The organism is Mucilaginibacter paludis DSM 18603, assembly GCF_000166195.2.
In the GTDB taxonomy this organism is placed as follows: domain Bacteria; phylum Bacteroidota; class Bacteroidia; order Sphingobacteriales; family Sphingobacteriaceae; genus Mucilaginibacter; species Mucilaginibacter paludis.
Genome location: NZ_CM001403.1, coordinates 3,252,645 through 3,275,178 on the forward strand (window position 1 = coordinate 3,252,645; position 22,534 = coordinate 3,275,178).

Consider the following 22,534-nt stretch of genomic DNA (forward strand, 5'->3'; position numbering starts at 1 on the left):
GCATTTCAGGATTACGATGTGGTAAATTCGTTGTGTGTGCATAAATGAAACACCTGCATTCAGTAAGTCTTTATGAGTAAGATTGCCTCTTTTAATTTCTGGATTTAGGTCTTTTAAAAAATTGTTTGAGAGAACGTTAGGCTTAACCGCGCTTAATTTTTTTCACCAAATATGGTATTTATAATCCATCCTTGTATTGCTCACATCGGGATACCAATTGTTCCAGGCGGGCAACAATACTTCGGTGAGGACTGCTGGGGAGAAAAACAAGGGGCATTATTTTGAGTATCCTGAATTTGTCCGCAATACAGGTCTGTTACAGGAGCATCTTTGATGGGAATCATATTTTCTATTTTAGAAGAAATATGTCAGGGTCCACGGGCAGATCCGAAACCATGTTTTCCGGGCTGAAAATGACTTTCCTGTTGGTGGGTTTCTCCTTTTCCTGCTCCTGCTGAAAACCTTCATGAGTAAATACCCGTCAGCTAAAAAAATCCTCCCCTCAATGATTTCATGCGTTACGCAATTAGGTCTGTTTTGATATAATCTTAATAAAGCGTTACGCAAAAACTAGTTTCGTTGCCCCTCTTCGCCAAATTTGCTTTATTCGCCTAACTACCTTAGGATGAGCATTGAAGTTGGTCAGTATAAAAGCGGCAACAGGCGGCAGTTACCTATAGTTTATCCACTTTGAAATTACTCGGTTGCTTTTTGTCAAACAGGATCATGATCGGGCCATAAGCCTGTTTGACAAAAAGATAAAGAATATTAAAAAAAAAATCATAAAAGTTAAAATAATAAGCCCTGTGCTTTAGAAGCTAAACTTTCTATTAATTATTTATCAAAAATAGAAACAATTGATAATTAGTCGATTATTAAATTTTATACAATTTGCAATTTTTAGATTTCACACTACATCCGATTTTAATGAGGTTGTCTAAATTTTAATATTATTATCATTTCCATGTTTTTTTTATCGTTTTTAATATTTAATTTTAAGCATTCAACTAACATAAACTTTATCAACCATGTCCCCATTGATGCATCCAAGGCAATTTTGGATTATTATCCTTGCAATTAGCCAAACCTACAGATTGTCTGACAAAATATTAAAAATTAGTTTTTTATAAAGGGATTAATTCACACTTATTTTTAATTAGCTTAATAGTGCTCTATAATAGGCGCGATTAACTATTACGTTGTAAAGCTGTCATTGTTCACTTATTAAAAAAGTATTAAATCTATAAATTATGCAAGAATTCCTTAATCACTACGGGATAAAAACCTCTACCTTACAAGATATCAAAAAACGCGTTTTTGTGGTGGGCCGTTTTAATACAGCTGATCAGGATGTATCGGCCTATTTGTTTTCAAAAAGCCGGAGGATTGACAACCGTTACAAAGCTTCCAAAGACCTAAGTTACGCTAGCTTCATTGAGGTAATCAGGCCTACCTTAACCGAGAATTTCAAGCCCGAAGCCACAGCACCGGGTGAGTCACTTCCTTCTTTTGAGCTCTCACCTCAAAAAATGGACGCAAATAAAGGCGATTCTTCCTATATTATTGATCCATACAATTACTTTTTTACAAGGGCAATCAGTTCGTCAGATCACCCTTATTTTAAAGACAGTATAACAAACGGCCTGCCAGACAATTTACTTGTCGACACTCCTGGTGAAACTATCTACAAACAAATCAGGAAGCGATTAAGAGAATTTTGTAGTTTTCAGGCGAGAAATTACGATATCATAAGGGCATTTGCACGGTTGTTAGCTGCTAATAGTGGCCGGGGGGGGATTCCTAATAACTATGCAGACGGCGAAGAATTGCCGGTAAATTTTATTCCTCTGTTCATTAGCTTTCTTTATAAGGAAGGCGTTGAACCATTTACACTTTCATTAGTTGATTTTGAATCTCATCCGGTTTGGCAAACTGGAATATCCGGGTCTAAGAAAGAGTTATTTTACACCAACTTCCCTAAAGTTGTTACGGCATTCAAAAACTATTTGATAGATCCAAAAGGACTTAACAGAGAATGGATTGATGGGATCGACTTAAGTAGCCTGCCTAAGATTGTAGATGAGCCTTTGCGCGATCAGTTTAACTTATCGCGCGAATCATATAACATTCTGCAACAGATCATTAAAAGTAAAGTGTTACTTTCAATGGTGCTTCAATGGGCTATCGAGGATACGTTTAAGAATCTTGAATCGGTAAGGCACGCTACTGGTGATTACGACAAGGATGAAGCAGCTGCAAATGCCATTATCAACGGAACAGATGGTTTACCGAAACCCGAAAAAGCAGGTGATAAACCGGTTACTGAAATGATAACGGACTTCAAGACTTATTTCCCAATAATACTGGATTATATAGATTACTACGACACTCCTATAGAGGGCGATGAAATACCCAAATTTAAAGCCGACTTTTTAAAGCTGCCGGATTTTTTACAAAATATAGGTAATAGTATTTTAAAGGACCCACTTAAGGTTCAAAACCTAAAACTGGTATTGAATATGGAGTCGGAACAAAGAAACGCGACGCTATCTGCAATAGAAACGCATTTTACCGATGTGCTTATACCTAAAATGTATAAGGAGCCGGGAATGGACCTTAAAGAGCTTACAAAAAGATTTGAAAGCTATGAGCGCGAGCTTTTCCAGGCCTCAAGCATGTTGGAAGTATCCGACAACAAAGAAGTTGAAGGCATATTTGATATTGATGAAAAGGGCAGCAGTGAAAACAGTGAAGATCGTTTAACTTTTGCCATAAACAAAATGGTGGATTTTTTGGTGCATAAAGATGTAGTTGCCGGCATACAACGCACCGCCCAAACCATCAGAAACTTCAGCATCGTCCGCCAGTTATCAAGCAAAACACAAACAGCATTAGGGGCGGGTGGTATTGGAGGATTTTTGCCTCCCTATGATAATAGAGAAAGCAACGCGTATGGCAAAAACATAATAATAACCGAATCCAAAGCTGTATACCGTGATATGGAGTTGGAAACACCACAAACTAATGCAAAAATACAACACCTGCTTGAAACAGCCAAAGAGGATAAAAATATAGCCCCACTGTTATTGTTGGGCGAGGGTGAAAAGGATGTCTCCACTATTAAAAACATGGAAATTGCTGTTGTTGAAAACGACAACAAAAATCTTTTAGTAGCATTAAACAAATTTGTTAACGGCGGAAACAAAGCTCTGATCAAAACCGAGATCGAGAACATTGTAAAAGAAGATATAAAAACTTATCATTTTGGTTTAAGTAAAATTTACCAACGATATGCGCAACCTAACCAACTGCACGAATTTAAAAACAAGGTGGAAGCAATGACATTATCGCAAATGTTGCTTATTCACCAAGATGACCTGAATCTGGATAAGCCTGGAACCAACCTATACGATTTACTGTTGGATATGGTTGAAAAAATTGACCAGCCTGGGCCACCAGACATTAAAAAGTTTTTCTCAGAACATAGTCTTACCAAGTATATTTCAAGAAAACATTTTAGCCATGGCGGCAAGGGTTTTACAGCGCTCAAAGCAATATTAAAAAACCAAACCGATACCAGCCTAACCAACGTTGTTCAATATGTTTCCGAATTGCACGGCGTGAAATATCTTTTTGATATGGTAAGTAAAAGCAATAAGGATAGCGAAATTATTGTAGTAAATGCACACGCAGATGAATTTCTGGAATGGGTGATTAACAATATCAACAACGTCGATATGAATTTGTTCAACCCATCGGGGCTAGCCAATAATAATGCTACTCAGCCGCAATTTCCGGTAACGGCTTTCATGACGGATCTGGCATTTAATAAATATGGGGGCGATGACACAAGTTCTGAAAAAAGGAGTTTTTTAAACAAGCTTAGCTCTTTTGATGAGGCAATAAGGGAGGGTGCCAATAAAGCGATATTGCCCCCTATTTGTATTGCCACATCTACTGCCGATAAAAACGAGCGATGGATTTTTGAAGGTTCACAGTTACAGACGGAGTGCGCCAGTAGCTATTCGCCGATATTAATTTTAGGTCCTTCACTGCCATTAAATAATATTAACGATAGCTTATTTAAAACCGTTTTGTCATCGGGGTATTTGTTCTGCACACATTTGCTTACAAATGGCATAGAACAGCGGCTTAATTTCTTTGGGGTAAACGCCAAACCACAGGGGCGTTTCAGAAATATTGGCAATGGTGCTTTTGGTGCAACAACAACAATCCAAAATTTAATAGAAGGCTCAGATCGCTCAAACCAAGACTATGCCTACGCCATGGATTTCTACCTCTATATTATTGCCTTGCTAGCCAGTGCTACGAATTATGCAGGCAGGCCGTTAATAGATCGACATTGGCAAACCTTTTATAGTTTCTTTTTCTTTGATGATGCTAATAACCATCAACAATCCAAGTTACTTGATAATGTTTCTCTATTTAAGGGCATGACTAATTGGTCTTTATCAAACAACGTAGCTATGGACAAGACACTTCAAAGTGTATTTTTATTTAAAAACAGAAGAGATCCGGAAACAGCTCAGAAATTTGAAAATATCCAATGGTTTAATAATCTATCGGAAGTACTACAGCTATATTAAGTTAACAAATAATTAAAAAAACATGGCAATAACAGCAGACTTTGGTGGAGTTAAGTATGAAAACATCACAGGTTATAGAATAGCTTGTGGTTACGAAACAAGAAGTGGTATTCAAGAAAGCTTCTACGTGTATATCGAACAAGTCATATCTCCGCAAACAAAATTTAGTGCATTAGATATGGGCGTTCCTGCGCAAGGAACAAAACGAGGCAATTTGTCTTTGAAAGACAATTTTGGTGAAATTGACTACCATTTTAGTGAAATTGATCTTATCCAATATCAAATACATTTCTCACACTATCGCAAAGTAAGGCTACTAACCTTCAGATATGACAAGAAAGTAACTGATGCTGGGCAGTTTTGCACTTTAAATAACAATCAACAAAGTAAAGCAGCAGATGAATTTAGAAATCAATTTGCGGCCGATTATCAATACAGCATTCAAGGACAAGGTTTTTCTGAATCGTTGTTATCGGTTTCATCAAAATTTGAACGAAGGGAAAAAGAATATATTCGCCTTGGTACCGTCAGGAACAAGCAAAACTCATTTATGAAACTAGCGCTGGAATTGGATTCAGAAAAAACGGGCTTTACTCCAAGAACTGTAACATACAAAGGAATACAAACCACTATTGATCGACAAAGACTTCAGGCCTTAATAGTTGACGAAACATATGGTTCTTTTCTTAAATATGGTTTACCAAACCTAGATGTTGTTGCGAAATCTACATCTTACGGTGATTTGCTGGCTATCGAGTATAATCCGTTAACTCCTTTTCAATATTTGGAACATGCGGAAACGCCCCCCAACCAAAGCATTATTGACAATTCCTTAACTACAAGTATTGAAACAGCAATATTGGTATTTAGTAACGGCGTGTATCTTGACCATTCAAAAGAGATGGTATAGTTAAGCGCTTACAGTTAAATAATTTAAACTATGTCATTGAAGGTTCAATTTGATTGTATTGCAGAACCATTTCTGTGCTCATCCTTTTATTGCGATAAAAGGATGGGCTTTCCTATTGAATATGGTGTTACCCTGGTGTTTAATTATCACAACGACAAACGGTTGGAGGAAATAGTTAAAATATTAGGCCAGGAAAAAAACAGGTTTTCTTTGTCTTTCGACGGTGAAATCATTCTTCCTATGGTTGATCTGTCTGAATGTGTACATATAGAGCACCCCTCGGAAACGAGGGTAATGGTAAAATACGTCCAGAATATGTTCGAGGATTATCAGCCGGGGCCATTTGTACCTCGGAAAAGAGTGTTAAAGGCGGAAAACCTGCTAAAGATGTTTCAAAAATATTTCTCGCACCTGGTAAAAATAGATGATAACATTGAATTTGAATTGGAAAAAATAAAGTTTAAAGACAAAGAGAAAAATAATCTTATCCAGTACCAGCAAACTGATTACGAAATGTTACAGCAACTTTTGAGCTGGTATAACTATAATGCAAATACAGAAGACGCATTGACTGTTACAGGATCCGCGGCAGATAACAGGTATCAATTAGCCTGGCTACAGGAAAAAAAAGGCAGGGACCTGCAATACCCCGAACAAAGAAACCTCAACAATGCAATCTATAGTGAATTTGAATCAATCGTAAGACCCGGCGTTAAAGACGCCTTAACACCTTTGGTTTACAAAAAGCAGGTTACGGTGCAAAACATTTGCTATACCATAAACCGAAGGCGATTTGATGTCGACGAATGGAAGAAATGGAAAGTAATTGAACTCCCCGCGTATTATAATAATCATCACGCGTATTTTATAAGGGATACCTTTCTTGACACTAAAGACAAAATATTATCTTGGGAAACAAGTATATATGTCCTGCCGAAAAGTGTAATGCAAGATGTTGTGCCAATGCAGAACAAGGTATGGGTAGGCACCGGCATCGTAGTTAACAGAACGCCCACCAATTTTTGGATAGAAGTGCAATTGCCTGGGTTTGAAAGCAGCGCTGATAAAGCCGACGTAAGGATAACATCATCATATAGCGGTCATAGCGGCAATGCGGGCCTGCACCTTGTGCCTGAGAAAAACACAGAGGTGGAGATACTTAAAAGCGCCGACTGGCTTGCGCCAATAACGCTCCTGCACAACATCCGTTCAAAAGAAGTAGTAGAGAAAGCCCCTTTCTGGAAATTGGAAGATGCCGCCAAATGGGATTTCCAAAGCCTGCATAAAGAGGTAAAAGACATGAATATTACTGCGCTAGATACCATTACCTGGAAAACTAAAGGTGTAACAACAAAAATGGATAGTACTAAGATGGAAATTTCATAATTGATACTATGAAAATATTAATTCTGCACGATGAAACCGGTATAGGCTCGGAAGATGAAGCGTTTTTGAGAAAACTTGGTCACGGAGCTCTGCTTAGGGCAAGAAATCATCCTTTATATCTCAATGTTGAACGGGGAAACGGCGATGTGCCAGCGTTGTATTTTGTTTCGAAAGAAGACCGTAATCTTTTTTTCGATAATGTTGCCAGGCGTAATGTTCTGGTATTTACCGGTATGCCGACAAGCAAAATGGAACAGTTTAATGGGCAGTATTTTTTGAATGAAACCACCCGTATAAGGATAAAATGTTCGCTTTTTGAAAGTCATAAAGATTTCCCGATGTACTCGGGAAGATTTATGGAATTCTCTTTATACGCACAAGATGATACAAATGTGCATCCTGAAACACTCACTGCGATTATAAACGATAATAAAGATTACGGCGATGCCTATAAGGCTTACTTTGCTCCTATTATATTGGAAAACATAGAGGAAGTTCAGATTGAAGCCTTCTATTATCAATTTTTTAAAGGTAGGACAACTTTCCCCATTGCGTTGCCGGGCAGCAAGGACGCTGATAGTTCAAGTTATTATTCAAAGAATAATGAGAGCGATGGTCAGTTACAGGGGTATAAAGCTAGAGAGATATTAAGAAAAATTGTGCAGGCCAAGAGTGTGGAAGAGGGTAAACCGGACAACCTTTTTCTATCATTGTGGAAAATGACAGATCATCCGGTGATTGCGTCATATTTAAAAGAGGGCGTTTATTTATCACTTCATGGTACATTACCCCATAAAAAAAATAGCGTTGAAGCGCAGGAAACAGATGGGCCAACCCTTATTTGCTTTAATTATCCTACCATTGCGGTATATAATCAAGAAAAGCAACCTGCGAGAATAGAGTGGCATGCCGATCTTTTAGATACCGATGCAGACGGCCCGTACGAGGTTACGGCTATTAAAGAAGCCCTAGCAAATGATATTAAGCGGGCTATTCCGGGCATGTATACCCAAATAGGCCGTGCAAAGCGGGCGTTTCCCGGTAAGTGGGATAAAATTAAGGTAGATAGTTACGATACCAGTAAAAAAGCACGCGCCGTTGATGGCTTTTGGACTGAAATCAAGAAGCTTTCAGAAAAGAAGTTTGATATCGACGCTGTTACCAATAAGGAAGTAGCGTTGCTATCTAAATTTATTGAAATGGTAGTCCTTGACCAATCGGCCGGGCAAGGAGGCCTTCCTCCGGACCATGACCAGGCGTTGAACCTGTTTTGCGAAAATCTATGCAAATTTCCTTTCAGATATGTGCAATCATATGCAGATCGGCAAATGAAAAGCAATGCTCATGAGTATTGTGATGAATGGAACAAATTTGCTTTTTTGGATATCGCTGCAACAGTAAATGTAATCTCCAAAAGGCCCGCTCCATCTCTGACTTATGAAGATGGATATGTTTATTACAATGACGCTTTAAACGAGAAACAAGTATTTGCGCTACGTTTGTGGCTCCCGCCTTCCGCCCATGTCAAATCTGGTTTTTCATCTATTTTGGATTTTCCCAATGCTTTAAATAATAATTTTATTTTAGGATGAACCAACCTATATTTTATCCCGGCAAAAAGCTTAATGCGGCTGACCTTATTAATTTAGAGGATTACGCATTTTCGAGAACAAACATTATCAGTCCCGACCACGGTGTTGTTTCCTTATTTAACAATGGCGATAAAACTGAAAGTACAGTGGTAGATAAGCAGCCGTTTTTTTTAGTCAGCAAAGTAACCGGTATTACGCCAGCAGGCAGGCCAATTGATTTTGAAGCCACAAGTAAACGTCCTAAACTAAAATTGCCTTATCTAGTAGATTTAGGGTCAGCAATTGTTTGCGACATTTATATAGAGGACCTCCACCCGCTGAATGAGGCGAACGTTAATGAGAATGACGAAAAATACAGCCTTATAAAAACAATTGTCCCCAATCCGGATAAACAAACCCCGCAGTTGTTTGATAACCGGCTTTATTTAGGCCGATATAAATTAACTCAAGAGCGAGATCCAGAAATAATTTCACCGCCATTTATTTACAGCTTATCGTCGTTTAATTTCCCGTCGGAGCAATGGCAGGCATGGACCTGGCCAATTAGAGAGGCACTTCGGAAATTAGTTAAAAAAAATCCAAACAGGGATGCTGAAATTTTTCTAAAAAATATCGTATATAACTATCCATTTATGCCTCTATCTACCTTTTTTAGAAGCTGCTATCAGTTAAAGTGGTTTTGCAAAAGTGATAAAAGCTTAGATGAGTTACTTGAGGAAGAGATAATGGAAGATTTACAAACAAATCTTATGGTTAATCCCTTTCCCGAATCGCTGGAAAAAATGCATCCGCAGGATATTCCGGTTACCATATCAAATATTTTGGAACAGGGAGAAGATGTAATTGAATGGCGATTATTGCCCAAGGCTATTATTACTGAAAAAGATAATGAAATTATAATAAACCGTAATTTTAAAACCAAATCAGAAATAAAGTTCAGGTTTGCCAATAAATTAGAAGATGTGGAACGTCTTTTTGTAGACAAGTTCTTTTTGTTCGATGTGGAGCCTTCTGTAGAGCCCGACAATAACAACAGATCAACCTATTGTTATATTATTTCATATCCGGGATCCATCTCCGAAGATGATTTTACTATTTCTAAACCCGATGCTTGGGGAGATCTCGATTTTAGCGTGTATTACCGTACGGTCATGTAATAATTGTTAACTTTTATCTTATCCATATACATGAAATTTTTTATAGAAAAATTAGAAAATTCACCCGCACGGTTTACGCCTTCTTTTGAGCGGATGCTGTTGCCTGTAAAGCAATGGGTATTATCTGAATTGATAGATGATTTAAGATCTGAATTTCAGAAAAAAACCACTGTAGAAGATTTTAAGGATTTTTGCGACCTTTCAAAAACCTACATCGATGAAAGGGTAAAGGAAAAAGCGCAACACTTACCCTGGATCAAATCTGTGATCTTTCTATCACTTCAAATGCTGTCAAAAACATTGGATAAACCCGTTATCTGGACAACAATATTCAAGAATCAAATTGGCATCCAGGTGGTTGAATCAGATATGGTTGTAATTGACGAGTTTGCTAATTTATATAGACTTTGGAAAGGATACCTTACCAGGGAGGGGGAATTTGCTCAGCCTTATGCTTTTTATTTGCTATTTGCTGCGGCATTAGGTGACGATAAAATATACCAAAAAATACAAATGAGAGGAAAGAAGGATGATGCAGACAGTCTCGCCAACTATCTACATTGTGTAGAGACAGGCAAATCGTCCATTAGCGACGATCGCCTGATTGATTTTGTTAAAGACTTTCATAAAAATGGTAATAGGTTGATAGAGCACAACGGTAATCATTCGGACTATCTTGCGCAAAGCCTTTTTGAGCAGGTTAACCTTAAAAAAGTTGATGTTAGCCCGCTGCTTGATGGCAACAGTCCTATTAACATATTGGCACTTGGCATACCGGGCAGCGGCAAATCGACAATTATAAAAATGGCCCGGTATGTTTTGGCCGCTCCGGCTGATAAACGCCTCGAAATGTCTAGCGCAACGTTGCCAATTACAGCATTAAATTTGGTACGCGAGACAGGAGATGTTGAAAATAAAAATTTTTTTGGCCCTTTAAGTAAAAGAACCCAAGGCAGCAACTTACCTATCTCAGAAGTTACGGGCGAAGTGAAAATAGGAGGTGTACAATATCCGCTTTCATTTTTCGATGTCAGAGGAGGAAGCCTTGTTACAACACCCCCTAAATATGTTAGTAAAAAGGTTAATGCCACGGATGTTATCGAGACGGTACTTACTAAAACTGATTTGTTATTAATTGTTTTAGACCCCGAAACTATATTTTACGAGGAAGAAGCTACTGAACACTCTTTTGTGGATATTCTTCATTTTATCACAGCTCGGTTGGATTTTCTCTTCGACCAAAGCAACCACGCAATGGTTGCATTGATATTCGCCAAATTTGATGAATATGGCTCTGTGATCAGAGGGTCTAAAACCATGATCCATAATAAAAATCAAATTGATCGGTTCATGGGTTTTATGGAAAATGATTCGGATGAAAACTGGGATTTGCTAGTAGCATCTATAGCTGAAAGCTACAAAAATAACAGCGAAGATACTCCGCTGAGTAATACTGTAAAATTGCTACTTGAACGTATAAAACACTTGCTCAAGGTAATTGTTAGCAGTAAAAAACATCCCGTCGTAAACTGTTATATTGCCAGTAGCGCAATTATGCAAGAGGTTAGGAAATCGTTATGGACTGGTTATCCCGAAGCTTTTAATGACTTTGCCCAATACATGGCCTGGCTTATCAGAAAAAAACAAGGTGTTAAAACCAGGCCTTCACAAGTACAAGCTTTATTGGGCGACAATGAAGTTAGTATAGTTTTTTTTAATGCAGGTGATAAAGAACTATTGGCCATCGTAGAACGCCAATTTGAAGATGGCATTTTCAGAATTATCGGCGCGGCAGTAAGCGTTCCGCCACAAGCGACTGGTAATTACGTTGATAACCAGATAAGACATAACCAAACTTACTTGTATCAGGTGAAATTTATTGATAATGTCACCGATCAGAATTCTAGCATTCCATCCGAAACGGTAACGGTAACGGTACCCGGACCACCTGCTAAACCTGTTTACCCGCCTGTAGATTTGCAAGAAACTATAGTAAAAGATCATGTAAAGTTAGAGTGGAATAATATTAATGCCATACCGGTGGGCAACCGCCTGGAGCGAAATGACAACAACAACGATTTTAAAATGGTATTTGAGGATCAAGGGGAGGCACAAATTTCAGAATATCTGGATACAAATACCGAGAAGGGGAAAATTTATTACTATAGAATGCGCTCATTCGAAGCGAATGAATTCTTAAACGAAAGTGGCTATAGTCAGATAAAAGTAGTACGCACCAATCCGTATGCTGTGAAAGCAATTAAATGCGAGCCTAAACCCAATAAAGATTATATTGAGTATATTACAATTACTTGGGATGAAGCCTTAAATAATAGCTATCCAGTTTCGTACCGGCTTACCCGTAGCACCCTTAACAACAAAGGTGGCGTTATTGCAACAGAACAGTTTCCATTGATTGAAGGGAATTTTTATAACGACCAAAAAATATCAAAGGGCTTCAGCTATATGTATGAGGTTGTTACTTTCGAACCCGTTCAGGAAAGAATCTCTCGGCCCGTGTTTAGTGAAATCATTAAAGTTGGTAAGCCTAATACAGCGGCCCTTGCTGTTATCATCATTTGTGCTATTTTATTGATTGTTTGTATATTCTGGATTTTATCGTTAAGATAAAACCGTGTTAATGTCTATAATTTTTTATAAATAGAGGAACATGAAAATCCGTCATTTTGTATATGGTAAATTTAATTCAAAGTTTCCCGATTATAATCCCAGGGTAGTGGATAGTTCGGCTTCGCCGGGCGAATTAATCAGTCAATATGACAGGATCGGAGCTGTTGTTATTAAGCAACTCAGTGCGTTATTTTATCCTTCATTTCCATCGGTTAACCCAGAAGTGATCATTAAGGTAGATAGCGATTATCTGTTCATCAAATTCTTCGCGCCTTTTATGGATGTAAGAGGCTCCCAGATTCTAGGATTGTTCCATGCATTTATTTTTAACAGCAAAGAGCTAAGGCAAATTAACTACATGCCGTGGCGCCTGCGTCGTAATTTTGTAAAAAGCTACTCTCCTGAAGAAATTGTTAGCTGGGACTCTCAGATTTGGTTAAAACGGGACGATTGTGCGATGACACCTACTGTAGTTAAGGATGTGCCGCAGTTGGACGCGGTGCCATACAATTCGCCTGATATTTTTTATAACCCATTTACACAATATTTGCTCATTAACAAGCAGGATGGCCAGGAAGCCGAAAGCGTATTAAAATTATTGCCGGTGGCAAACCGCCTGGCCCTATATTCGTCCGGAGTTATTTTAAACTGTACGGCCAATACACTGGAGCAGATATACGGTAAGGCGCTTCATGTGATTTTTTTAAATATGTATACTGAAAACGTCCCTACCTGGTTTAACCAAATGGCCGGCGAGGATTTAACTTTGTTAAATCCAACAGAAGCAGAGGTGGTTGCCGAAAATCCAAAGTTTACAAACGCCCCCCCGACCTCTTTTGTTCAAAGGCAGCTTGATTATGGAAGTGGTATACCTCTCGCTGACCGACCTGTAGTTAAACTTGCACCGCCTGTAGATATTAACGTGGTAATTGATAAGAAAAAGGTCAACATTGATTTTAAGAACAACAATAACGTAAATGTTATTGCAGCTGTTGAGCGGCGGCAAACAGATGCCAATGAGGAATTTACCGTATTGAAAAGTGGTTTACAGATTGCCGCTAACACTAAAAGCAGTTATATTGACCAAACGGCTGAAAATGGGAGAGTCTATATTTACAAAATACGCTTTGCCGTAATGGCCGATAGCGTAGGCGATGACAGTAGCAGAGAATTATTGCCGTTAAAAATGCCCCCGGCAGTGATAGAATCGCTTATCGAGGCTAATTACAATCCGCATGAAAACAGCATTACCTTAACTTGGAAAACACCTCAAAACCAATACCCGGTAGTTTACAGTGTGTTTAAAACAGCTATTAAGGATGGAGGTAACCCTGTTCAAAAGCAAGTGGCTTCGGGTTTGCGCGAAGACAAGTTTTTTGACAGTGATATAGATAAAAAAGCTGATTATATATATCGTATTATAACAGTTGATGCAGCAGATAGCAAAAATGAATCACCACTTTCTGCAGATACCGAAAGGATATTGGTTCATGGCTTAAAGAAAAAGGAAAATCAAGAAATGCTTAGCGAAACCGGCACCAATGACGTTTTCCGCAAAAAGCCATTCCCATGGAAAAATGTTGCAATTATTACATTGTCGATTATGGTGGTTAGTTTTGCAGGCTTGTTAATTTATTCACATGGCGTCCCCGCTGAAGGGGGCAAAACGGCTACTCCAAATACGCCCCGGCATATTGTCCAAGCAACCGATAGCGCCGGGATAACCGGTGACTCGACGGTTAGGGTGGAAGGCACATTGCAATTAACTGCCAGAAAAACAAATGGTTTATGGCAGAGTTCTGATACTAAGATTGCCGAAGTAGAAAAAAGTATAGGGTTGGTAACTGGAAAAGCTAAGGGAAATGTTATTATCTCCTATTCGCTTAGTAACGATAACTTTAAAAAAGCAATTCGGGTTATTGATGAAACGGCCACAGTTGTTTCACAGGAGGGTGATTGGATACCTTCCAGTGCCATTTCTCAAATGAAGAAGCTCAAGAAAAACAAATTCAGAATAAATGTAAATAGTCCGTTTAAAATTTCTCTGAACTATAAACAAGGAGGAAATGACCGTGGCGGGGTATTAATTAATGTGAAGGAAGCTCAAACTACGATTACATCAACTGCTCCTTATAAGTTGAAAGGGAATACTTTAGTATTGACATTAGTGAACGAGCAGAAGAATGTAGATATTAAAGGTAGCCCTGGAGTTTCAGTTGAGGGTAATGGAACTGTGTCCCTCTTGTTTGGCAAAGATAACAGCGAAGAAATCTTTAACATTGATTTCGCATCAAAAGAAACAACCGTTAGCACGCCCAATGCCAAAATTAATAATGGAAGAGGGGCAGCCCAAAATGCTCCTAAAATAGTCTTTAAAAACAAAAAATATATTATAGGAGATATTATAAAACTTGAACTAAAGCCACCCGTAGAAGGAGGATCATGGAAGCTAGATAATGGCGATATGCAGTTTGCAATAATGACTGATGGGGATATTCAAGCTTATAACAAAATCAATCGTAAACAACACTACGATTTTAATGAATTTGGTATCAACAAAAATAAGTGCCTTGTTAAAGTGAGAGATATTATTGGTACCGGAGGGCAGATATATTATCGTACTGCTGACACTTCGTATGTTGCTAATATTCAGTTAAATTCTCCTAATTAACCCTATTACCTTACCCCAATGTGTGCAAAACCTACCTTTAAATTAATGTTAGTTGGATTATTGTTATTAGCTTCAAAAATTTGTACCGCGCAAGACAGGATCATCATCATGATCGACAGTACCATTTTTAATAAAACGAATAACATTGCCGATTTAGACAACTTTAAGTTACAAGTGGCGCAAGCTTTGCCAGATAAAATTGTTCGCTTTCGTGCCCCTGGAATAAATACGTTTAATTTTTCTTTATACGTTTTCTCTCCAGGCAAAAACGAGTTTTATGCTAAAGAGGTCTATAGCGGCCATCGTTGGCACGAAATTGAATTGGTGGAAAGATACCACTCACTTTTTTCAAACATTAAAAGCTCAAAAACTTATGGCAATGCTTTTGAATTTTTAAGCATTTTTGATGCAAATGCCTTCAAAAACCATTCGCTGGCATCATCCGCAGGTGAAACCATTTTCGTTATACTTAGCCAGGTCCCCTTTCCGTATTGCACAAACACAGGAGGTCTCAACACCATGCTTACTTTCAAACAGGTTCCACGTAATGATTTTATTACTTTCAATTACCGCACATCAACTATAAAGCCGGACAGCCTCGGCGAATCGCGCGCCGCGCGAGTAGGCGTTTATGAATACCGCATAAAAAGAACTGTTGATAATATATTTTTGGGACCGGGTCAACAAATGCCGTTGACTTTTAACAGTGTGCGCGAAACGGCACCGTCCACTTTATCCCTTAGCCTTAAGGTAAAAGATAACTATACCAGCCTGAAACTTAACCTTCAAAATGCCACAAAAATTCAAATTGATGCCATTACGCTCAATTATATAAAAGGGAAAGATAGCCAATCAAATCTTTTGCCCAACGCCGGTCCTGTGGTTTTGAAAAGTAACGATAATACATTGCCCCGCGTGATAATGGGTAAAATCGGAGTCAATAATGTCTTTCCGCTTTACGAGATGGTACAGCCTTATTTGAAACTATATGCTAACATGCCCACGGATACCGTATATTACGGACAGCTATTGGTAAAATATCAGCTTTTTGATGTGGTCGACCCTTTTATCAAATTTGCAGATACTATAACCTTCAAAGTTACGACCGAGGCACCTAAAAACTTGTATTTGGGATTTAACGGTAAAAAATTACTTGACAACGCCAACTTAATAAAATATGGCAACAAGTTTAGTCCAAAGGTGCCAGTTACCCAAGATGTGTTAATCAAGAAATATGGTTCCACGCTGCAGTACTTAATTTACGCCGTTATTGGCTTACTGATAGCCATAATAGTATTAGTTTGGTATTTTTTAATTAAAAAAAAGCGGCTCACCTTATCTAACGCACGCACATTCTGGAAATAACAAAACAATTATGTCGGAACAAAATCATTATATCGTTTTAGAGATTGACAAAAGTGCTGACCAGGATACTATAAAACGTGCTTTCAGGAAGTTGTCGATATTGTACCACCCGGATAAAACAGGCAATGATCCGGTTCTGACAGAAAAATTTATTGCGGTTAAATTGGCCTACGAGGTACTTAGTAATCCTGAGAAAAGAAAGCGTTACAATGATATATTGGAAGGACGGGCACAGCCCGATCAGCGTACAACTTTTTCATCACCCACAGAGCCGCCGATAGTAACAAGGATTATAAAGATTTTTGATAATCTCGAGTTTTGATTAGCGTATGTGTCCTGTCACTCGGCACTCAAACTATTTAATGCGTCGCTTTCTTCGTCGGAATACCTTGCCTCATAGGCTGGGTGTTCGTCAGCCCGCTGTTTATAAATATCTTGGATAATTTCTTTATCACTTAGCTTTGATAAATCCTTCCCTGCTAAAGCGTTATCAATTATCCTGGTATTAGGACCATGCTGAACTGACGTAGACCAAACCACATCTCGGAGCGTATCTGACCTCAAGTTTAAATCCAAGCCCAAGCGATCCAACAAGCGACTCTGTGTTACATCATAATGAGTCCTTTTTACAAAATCAAACTGCGCTTGTTTAAATTCATCTGAGTTATCTGTTGCAATCCTTTTCCATTTATCAGAAAACTCCTTAGAACCTGGTGTTAATCCTTCGAATTTATCTTTCCATTTAGCCCCTTGCGAGCTTTCCAGAAATTCTTTTACACGCCCACCTATCTTGCCATTATTATCACGGCTTTTTAACTGATAACTTCCATATGAAACACCGCCAGGGTCGTTATTTCCAGACGAAACAGTGCCAGGACCACGGCCTCCAGTCTCATATTTTTCCGATAATCCGCCTAATTCCCCTGCTTTGTTTCCTTCAGCCTTTTGATTAGTAATATGTCCTTTCACTTCCAGCCGCCTCTCTTCCCTAAACACTTTTTGGTTGGTATCAACGACTTTCCACGTGCCACTTTTCATGGCTTGGGTATCTGGTGTTGCACCAAAACCAGATACCTTTTGTGCCGGGGTTAAAAACACAGCTGTGAAGCTACCTGTAGTAGTTGATAACATGGCACGTGAGCCATTTACACTGACAATTTTTGAAAGCGTTGGTTCGTCTACAATAAATTCAATTGTGCCAATAACACCAGGTACATCCCTGAAAATCTTCGTTGTATACTGTTGCGGTTTATAATCATTAGCAAAACCAGGTACATGAACGCCCAGCAGAGAATTATTTTCTGAGAGCAGTAGCGCATTATCTGCCCCATTAATGGTTAAATGACCATTCCAGCCAAACCAATCCCACGTTTCATCGGCTATCAAATTAATTACCGCAGCCTTTTTTAAAAATGGTTTCATAGCATCAATTAACAATAAATTGCATTATTCGATAAATATAAATAATATTATTTCGGAATAGATATTTGCGTTTTTTTTCTTAATTTGAGTGCTTGAAGTTGTTATAAAGAACTTTTACTATTTTAAACCGACCTTACATAAAATGATAAAAAGAATACTTTTACTAAGCTTTATTGCTTCTTTTGGCAATGGTATTTGCCACGGGCAAAACACCCCATCCGTTTATTCTACATCTAAGCCAAACGCATCCTCAAAACAGCCGTCCCCGAACAAAGCAAAATTGCTTGATTCTGTAACCATAAATGATAATAAGCTTGGCTCTATTACTATAAATATGAAAGAGTTCAGGGCCGAAGCTTTAAAGAAAACAAAACAACTTACCGAATATATCGGTGTTATTACCAATAATGCCAGCAGTAACGACAATGCTAATATTGCTATTGACCAGGCTCTTACGCTATTTGTAAATAAAAATGCCACAGTTGAAATTTCGCAAGCGGGCATACATAATAAAAATAGTCTCCCTGTTAAGATAAAGCCCTATTTAAACGGACTGAAACTACATACTCATTTCGACAAAATTGAAGTCACTTATTCCAATATCGCATATGTGCCGGAGTTTAAAAAAGGGCCAGACGGCAACTTCTATAGTGTCGTGACTTTTGAACAACGGTTCACTGGCTCTAATGAGCAACAAATGGTCTATGGCGACATTACTAAAAAAAATGTAGTAGTAGTATTAAAAACCTACTCGAAGATGGGGACTAACGGAGTTTCAAAAACTTTTTGGCATGTGTTTTTGTCGGATATTGGCGTGGATGAGACAATCTCGCTACCTGTACCTACAAAAAAGAAAAATAACTGATTCTCCCTCTTTTACAATATTTGCAAACCTCTTTTTATTTAACACCCGAAGTAATCATAGTGCCATGCGGAAATATTTGTTGATTGTTATTTTACTGCATCAATGCCTTCTAGCTTTCCCGCAGCTATTTGACAATACTTTTAACAGCAATTTTGCTTGGAATGTAAAGCATATCAATCAATTTATCGATCGTTTTAATAATGCAGACGAAGAGTTTACTCAATATAACAAAAAAAACAACCCACAATTAGTGCTCTCACGTGAGGTGATGTTAAAAAGCTTATTCAATCTAGATAATCGAAATTGGAATATAGCCGAGATTAAAACTTTTATAAAAGAAATAACTGATACAAGTAGGCAACAGTACATTCCCTATTATGATATGCGATGGTGCGCTAAGGTGAAATGTATTGTGATATGGAAAAGCAAACCTCAAAACGTTGTACTTACGCTAAAGATTGTACTTCAATCCGATAGCTCCTCAAAGTGGGTTGTTAGTGGTGTTGACGCTCCGTTTTTAAAAAGCAAACGTCTGACCGATAGTTTAAGCAATATCACTTACTATATACCCCAACCGGTTAACCACCAATCGTTTCTACATCCGTACAGTCATGCAACATCATTTTCAAATATTAATCTGATATCAAATAACAAAGCCAATGTCGGTGATTTTTTTCTGCTATCAAACAATTCCTGCCTGGGTGAGATGAAGGTTTTTATTGATGAGATTATCAAAAATCGTTTAATAGTAAAAAAAGCATATGCTGTTCAGTATTACTTTTTCCAAATAAAAGGATGGATTATTGAGGTGAGTCAATTTAGCCGATATTCCAAAAACTCGGGTTGGCTAATTAGTAAGCTGACCAAAACGTAGCAAGAATATCATTTTCAAATTTCAATTGTCGACCATAAAGTTCCGGATATGAAAAAAATACTTGTCTTCATCATTTTTTTAATTTCAATAAAGAGTTATTCGCAAACTAAAATAACACTATCCGATGCCAAAGAAATAAACTTTCAGGCGCAGCAAACTATCAGAAATTTTATTGACCTTATTAACGATTGTACAGTACCTAAACTTGGAAAAGGCAAGCTTTTTGAAAATATTAAAAGCAGCTACAATGCTCAATCCCGAAATCAGGTGTTTTATAATGCCAATGCAATAATAGAAAACGATATCGACCCCGCTTTGGGCCTGCATAATACAAATGATTATGCAGTTTCGCCTTATTTAACCAACCTTAACCTGTCCATGATTAAAAGCGAAGAAGCTGATTATATAATTAACAAGTTATCACCCGTACGAATTGGAGATTCCTCGTTATTTATCAGGGTACAATACCAAACTATATTCAGCGGAAAAAATAGCGTTAGCCATTTACCTTATAAAGCGACGCAACGTGAGGCAGTTCTGGTTGTAAAAAAAAATGACGAAAGCACATGGACTACACGTATAAAAAGTGTCCGCTTTTTTGATCCGGCAGATTCTATCAATGTCAACGATAAAAAAATAGATATAGTTGTCGATTCGTCGGCAAACGCCGTATTTCTTTCAGACGAACAGCTACTTCGCGAACTGAAAAAAGACAGCATAGTGAGGGAAGAAAAAAGAAAGCAGGAAGAACTTGTTTTTAACGACTTTTTAAAATCGGCCGACTCGCTGGTTAAAGTAAATAAATTTAAAGAGGCCAAAGTGATGTTACTTAAAGCCCAAGGTATTAGGCGCTACTCTGCCCCGCTTGAAATAAAACTGCTGGAAGCAGAAAAACTGATTGAGGAAAACACTTATGATAATTTAAAGAAAAAGGGTGATAAGGAAAAGAACGAACGGCAATTTTCAGCAGCGGTGACTTTTTACCGGAAAGCCATGGAGATTGAGCCTCAGCAAATAGAACTAGTTGGTGTTGTTAATAGCCTTAGCGCTTTTATTAAAGAGTTATCCATCCCCGAAAACCGTTTTCAAAGTGATGATTATCAGGGAACAATAAACGAATGCGAACGGTTACTAAAACTACATAAGACCGAGAAGAACAACTATCCTGAATTGTATTTTTTCGAGGGAAAAGCTTATAAAGTTTTGGCTGAAAATAACCGGACCGAAGCAAACCTTCAGGAAAAAGCGATCAAGAATTTAGATTTGGCCATAGCGAGTTTTCCCAATTTTACTCAGGCCATCATAACCCGTGCAGATGTATATGCAAACCTTCAAAAAAAATACTTTAACGCCATTGCCGATTACGATATTTTAACTACCAATGCCCTTGATGACACTATTGTGAAACCACATTATTTTGAAACCAAAGCACAATGGAAAAAAATTATAGGCAATAAAGATGGGGCTGTAGATGATTACAGTAAAGCTATTGTATTAGCTCCGCGAGATAGACTTTACATACGGCGCGGCGAAATTTTATTTGAAATGCAAAAGTACGCCGATGCCGGTAAAGATTTCAGTTTAGCCATATCATTAAACCCTAAAGATACTAACGCATATTATTTGCGTGGACTTACCTATGCTCGCCTGCACCTTGCTGAAGATGCAGGACGTGATTTTGCAACGCTGCGTACCTTAAAAGCCATATCAGGCCCAAGACAAATAATTATAGATTCTATTGCTAATGAATACTATGCAAATGGCAGAGCCAATTTTGATAAGGATCCAATTAAAGCAAGGAAGTTTTATGGTGAAGTATTGAAAATAAAGCCGGGTAACTCGGATGCCTATCATGGAATTGCAGAGGTCGATTTCAAAATGGCTGAAGAGGACCCCGCCGGTAGTAAATCTAAAAGCGCTATCGATAAGTACGCTCTTTCCATAATTAACAACAACAACGCTATAAAAAGCGACCCTAAATTTGCCGACGCATTTTACAAAAGAGGCCTTGCCCTGGAGAAAATCGGTAAAGATTCAATGGCAACCGAAAGTTTATCTGAAACAATTGAGATTGATAACAACAGAAATGATGCGTATACTGAAAGAGGGCGGCTGCTGGCAAGGCTGGGAAGATATAGCGAAGCGGCACAAAACGACGTTGCTGCCTTGGGGTCTCTAACGGCACAGCTTGCACTGGCGCAAAATAAGAAAGATGGCATTGCTACAGCGCTTATCATTAAATATCAGTTAGATATGCTATGGTTGTGCGCGAACGCGTGGTTTTTAGACAAAAAATACGAAAACGCTATAGAAATGCTGGATAGGTTTTTAAATAAGCAACAGAATAAAGTTAATGCCGAAGCATATTATCTGCGCGGTATGTGCTATTATAACACACACAATTACAAAGCATCAAATCAAGACCTTAATGAAGCAGTGAAGCTTTCACAACAAACTTTTAGATATTATTTTTACAATGCACAGACTTATTATTATGACAAAAATTACAAAAATGCCATAAAAAACTTAACCGCAATACCGGCAGATTCTGTAAGTAATTATCCAGTCTTAAAAAAACTGCTGGGTTCATGCTATGCGCAAAACAAAGATACTTATGCGATAGCCCTTGAAAATTTTGCGGAATACGGAAAAATACCTGCTGCCGTAAACGATTCAACTTTTCACGTTGATTATGGCACAATACTGTTAATTACCGGTCAGGATAGCGCCGCTAATACATGCCTTGAACGGGCCTTACAAATGACAAAGGGACCTCTATATTTCAAGGCCCTGTTTTGGAAAACCTGCTATCTCATGAAAATTGGCCAATTTGATCAAATGGAAAGCAACCTGCAAAATGCTTTTCAAAAACAGCACGACATTAGCGAAAGTGATATCAAGCTTGCAGAAAGGCTTTTTGGGGATGCCTTGAAAAAAGATGATAAAATTAATAAAAAGGGCCGCAAGGATATTTATCAGGATTTGAAAGAACATTATGTAAAACGATTAAATCAATTTAAGGAAACAAAAGTGTGGTTGGAGAATTAGTAGGAA

Annotated in this window: 13 protein-coding genes; 12 read left to right on the forward strand and 1 reads right to left on the reverse strand. The window is 38.1% G+C overall.

What is annotated here, in order from left to right; translation table 11 throughout:
* Nucleotides 1-1,250: 1,250 nt before the first annotated feature.
* From MUCPA_RS13645 to MUCPA_RS13685, 9 genes are all read left to right on the forward strand, one after another.
* Entirely contained in the window at nucleotides 1,251-4,607 is a 3,357-nt protein-coding gene (locus MUCPA_RS13645; protein ID WP_008507105.1) for a hypothetical protein, read from the forward strand.
* A 22-nt stretch (nucleotides 4,608-4,629) separates the two neighbouring features.
* Nucleotides 4,630-5,517 (forward strand): hypothetical protein, encoded by an 888-nt coding sequence (locus tag MUCPA_RS13650; RefSeq protein ID WP_008507107.1) that lies wholly within the window; start codon nucleotides 4,630-4,632, stop codon nucleotides 5,515-5,517.
* 30 nt (nucleotides 5,518-5,547) lie between these two features.
* On the forward strand, nucleotides 5,548-6,903 hold the full coding sequence (locus tag MUCPA_RS13655) for a hypothetical protein (protein ID WP_008507110.1): 1,356 nt from the start codon (nucleotides 5,548-5,550) through the stop codon (nucleotides 6,901-6,903).
* A gap of 8 nt (nucleotides 6,904-6,911) precedes the next feature.
* Nucleotides 6,912-8,495, forward strand: a complete 1,584-nt coding sequence (locus tag MUCPA_RS13660; RefSeq protein WP_008507112.1) for a hypothetical protein — start codon at nucleotides 6,912-6,914, stop codon at nucleotides 8,493-8,495.
* A 146-nt stretch (nucleotides 8,496-8,641) separates the two neighbouring features.
* Nucleotides 8,642-9,652 carry a hypothetical protein gene (locus tag MUCPA_RS13665; RefSeq protein WP_157543899.1) on the forward strand — a complete coding sequence of 337 codons (1,011 nt, stop codon included), beginning with the start codon at nucleotides 8,642-8,644 and terminating at the stop codon, nucleotides 9,650-9,652.
* 30 nt (nucleotides 9,653-9,682) lie between these two features.
* Nucleotides 9,683-12,283, forward strand: a complete 2,601-nt coding sequence (locus tag MUCPA_RS13670; RefSeq protein WP_008507116.1) for a fibronectin type III domain-containing protein — start codon at nucleotides 9,683-9,685, stop codon at nucleotides 12,281-12,283.
* 277 nt (nucleotides 12,284-12,560) lie between these two features.
* Nucleotides 12,561-14,954: an Ig-like domain-containing protein gene (locus tag MUCPA_RS13675; protein ID WP_157543900.1), complete on the forward strand. Its 2,394-nt coding sequence runs from the start codon at nucleotides 12,561-12,563 to the stop codon at nucleotides 14,952-14,954.
* A 45-nt stretch (nucleotides 14,955-14,999) separates the two neighbouring features.
* Complete coding sequence (locus MUCPA_RS13680) at nucleotides 15,000-16,319, forward strand: hypothetical protein (protein WP_040625934.1); 1,320 nt, start codon at nucleotides 15,000-15,002, stop codon at nucleotides 16,317-16,319.
* A 10-nt stretch (nucleotides 16,320-16,329) separates the two neighbouring features.
* A complete protein-coding gene (locus MUCPA_RS13685; protein WP_008507123.1) occupies nucleotides 16,330-16,641 on the forward strand; it encodes a J domain-containing protein in 312 nt (103 codons plus the stop codon).
* 17 nt (nucleotides 16,642-16,658) lie between these two features.
* On the opposite strand, the gene MUCPA_RS36120 is transcribed toward MUCPA_RS13685, so the two are convergent.
* Nucleotides 16,659-17,741, reverse strand: a complete 1,083-nt coding sequence (locus MUCPA_RS36120; protein WP_008507125.1) for a VgrG-related protein — start codon at nucleotides 17,739-17,741, stop codon at nucleotides 16,659-16,661.
* A 142-nt stretch (nucleotides 17,742-17,883) separates the two neighbouring features.
* On the opposite strand from MUCPA_RS36120, the gene MUCPA_RS13695 reads away from it, so the two are divergent.
* From MUCPA_RS13695 to MUCPA_RS13705, 3 genes are all read left to right on the forward strand, one after another.
* The gene (locus MUCPA_RS13695; RefSeq protein ID WP_008507126.1) at nucleotides 17,884-18,606 is read left to right on the forward strand and encodes a hypothetical protein; all 723 of its coding nucleotides are present in this window, start codon (nucleotides 17,884-17,886) and stop codon (nucleotides 18,604-18,606) included.
* A 64-nt stretch (nucleotides 18,607-18,670) separates the two neighbouring features.
* A complete protein-coding gene (locus MUCPA_RS13700; RefSeq protein ID WP_008507127.1) occupies nucleotides 18,671-19,480 on the forward strand; it encodes a hypothetical protein in 810 nt (269 codons plus the stop codon).
* Nucleotides 19,481-19,528: 48 nt separating this feature from the next.
* Complete coding sequence (locus tag MUCPA_RS13705) at nucleotides 19,529-22,528, forward strand: tetratricopeptide repeat protein (protein ID WP_008507128.1); 3,000 nt, start codon at nucleotides 19,529-19,531, stop codon at nucleotides 22,526-22,528.
* Nucleotides 22,529-22,534: the final 6 nt, after the last annotated feature.

Coding starts and splice junctions, on each gene's coding strand:
- MUCPA_RS13645 (WP_008507105.1), top strand. CDS start 1,251: ATGCAAGAATTCCTTAATCACTACGGGATAAAAACCTCTACCTTACAA.
- MUCPA_RS13650 (WP_008507107.1), top strand. CDS start 4,630: ATGGCAATAACAGCAGACTTTGGTGGAGTTAAGTATGAAAACATCACA.
- MUCPA_RS13655 (WP_008507110.1), top strand. CDS start 5,548: ATGTCATTGAAGGTTCAATTTGATTGTATTGCAGAACCATTTCTGTGC.
- MUCPA_RS13660 (WP_008507112.1), top strand. CDS start 6,912: ATGAAAATATTAATTCTGCACGATGAAACCGGTATAGGCTCGGAAGAT.
- MUCPA_RS13670 (WP_008507116.1), top strand. CDS start 9,683: ATGAAATTTTTTATAGAAAAATTAGAAAATTCACCCGCACGGTTTACG.
- MUCPA_RS13675 (WP_157543900.1), top strand. CDS start 12,561: ATGGATGTAAGAGGCTCCCAGATTCTAGGATTGTTCCATGCATTTATT.
- MUCPA_RS13680 (WP_040625934.1), top strand. CDS start 15,000: ATGTTAGTTGGATTATTGTTATTAGCTTCAAAAATTTGTACCGCGCAA.
- MUCPA_RS13685 (WP_008507123.1), top strand. CDS start 16,330: ATGTCGGAACAAAATCATTATATCGTTTTAGAGATTGACAAAAGTGCT.
- MUCPA_RS36120 (WP_008507125.1), bottom strand. CDS start 17,741: ATGAAACCATTTTTAAAAAAGGCTGCGGTAATTAATTTGATAGCCGAT.
- MUCPA_RS13695 (WP_008507126.1), top strand. CDS start 17,884: ATGATAAAAAGAATACTTTTACTAAGCTTTATTGCTTCTTTTGGCAAT.
- MUCPA_RS13700 (WP_008507127.1), top strand. CDS start 18,671: ATGCGGAAATATTTGTTGATTGTTATTTTACTGCATCAATGCCTTCTA.
- MUCPA_RS13705 (WP_008507128.1), top strand. CDS start 19,529: ATGAAAAAAATACTTGTCTTCATCATTTTTTTAATTTCAATAAAGAGT.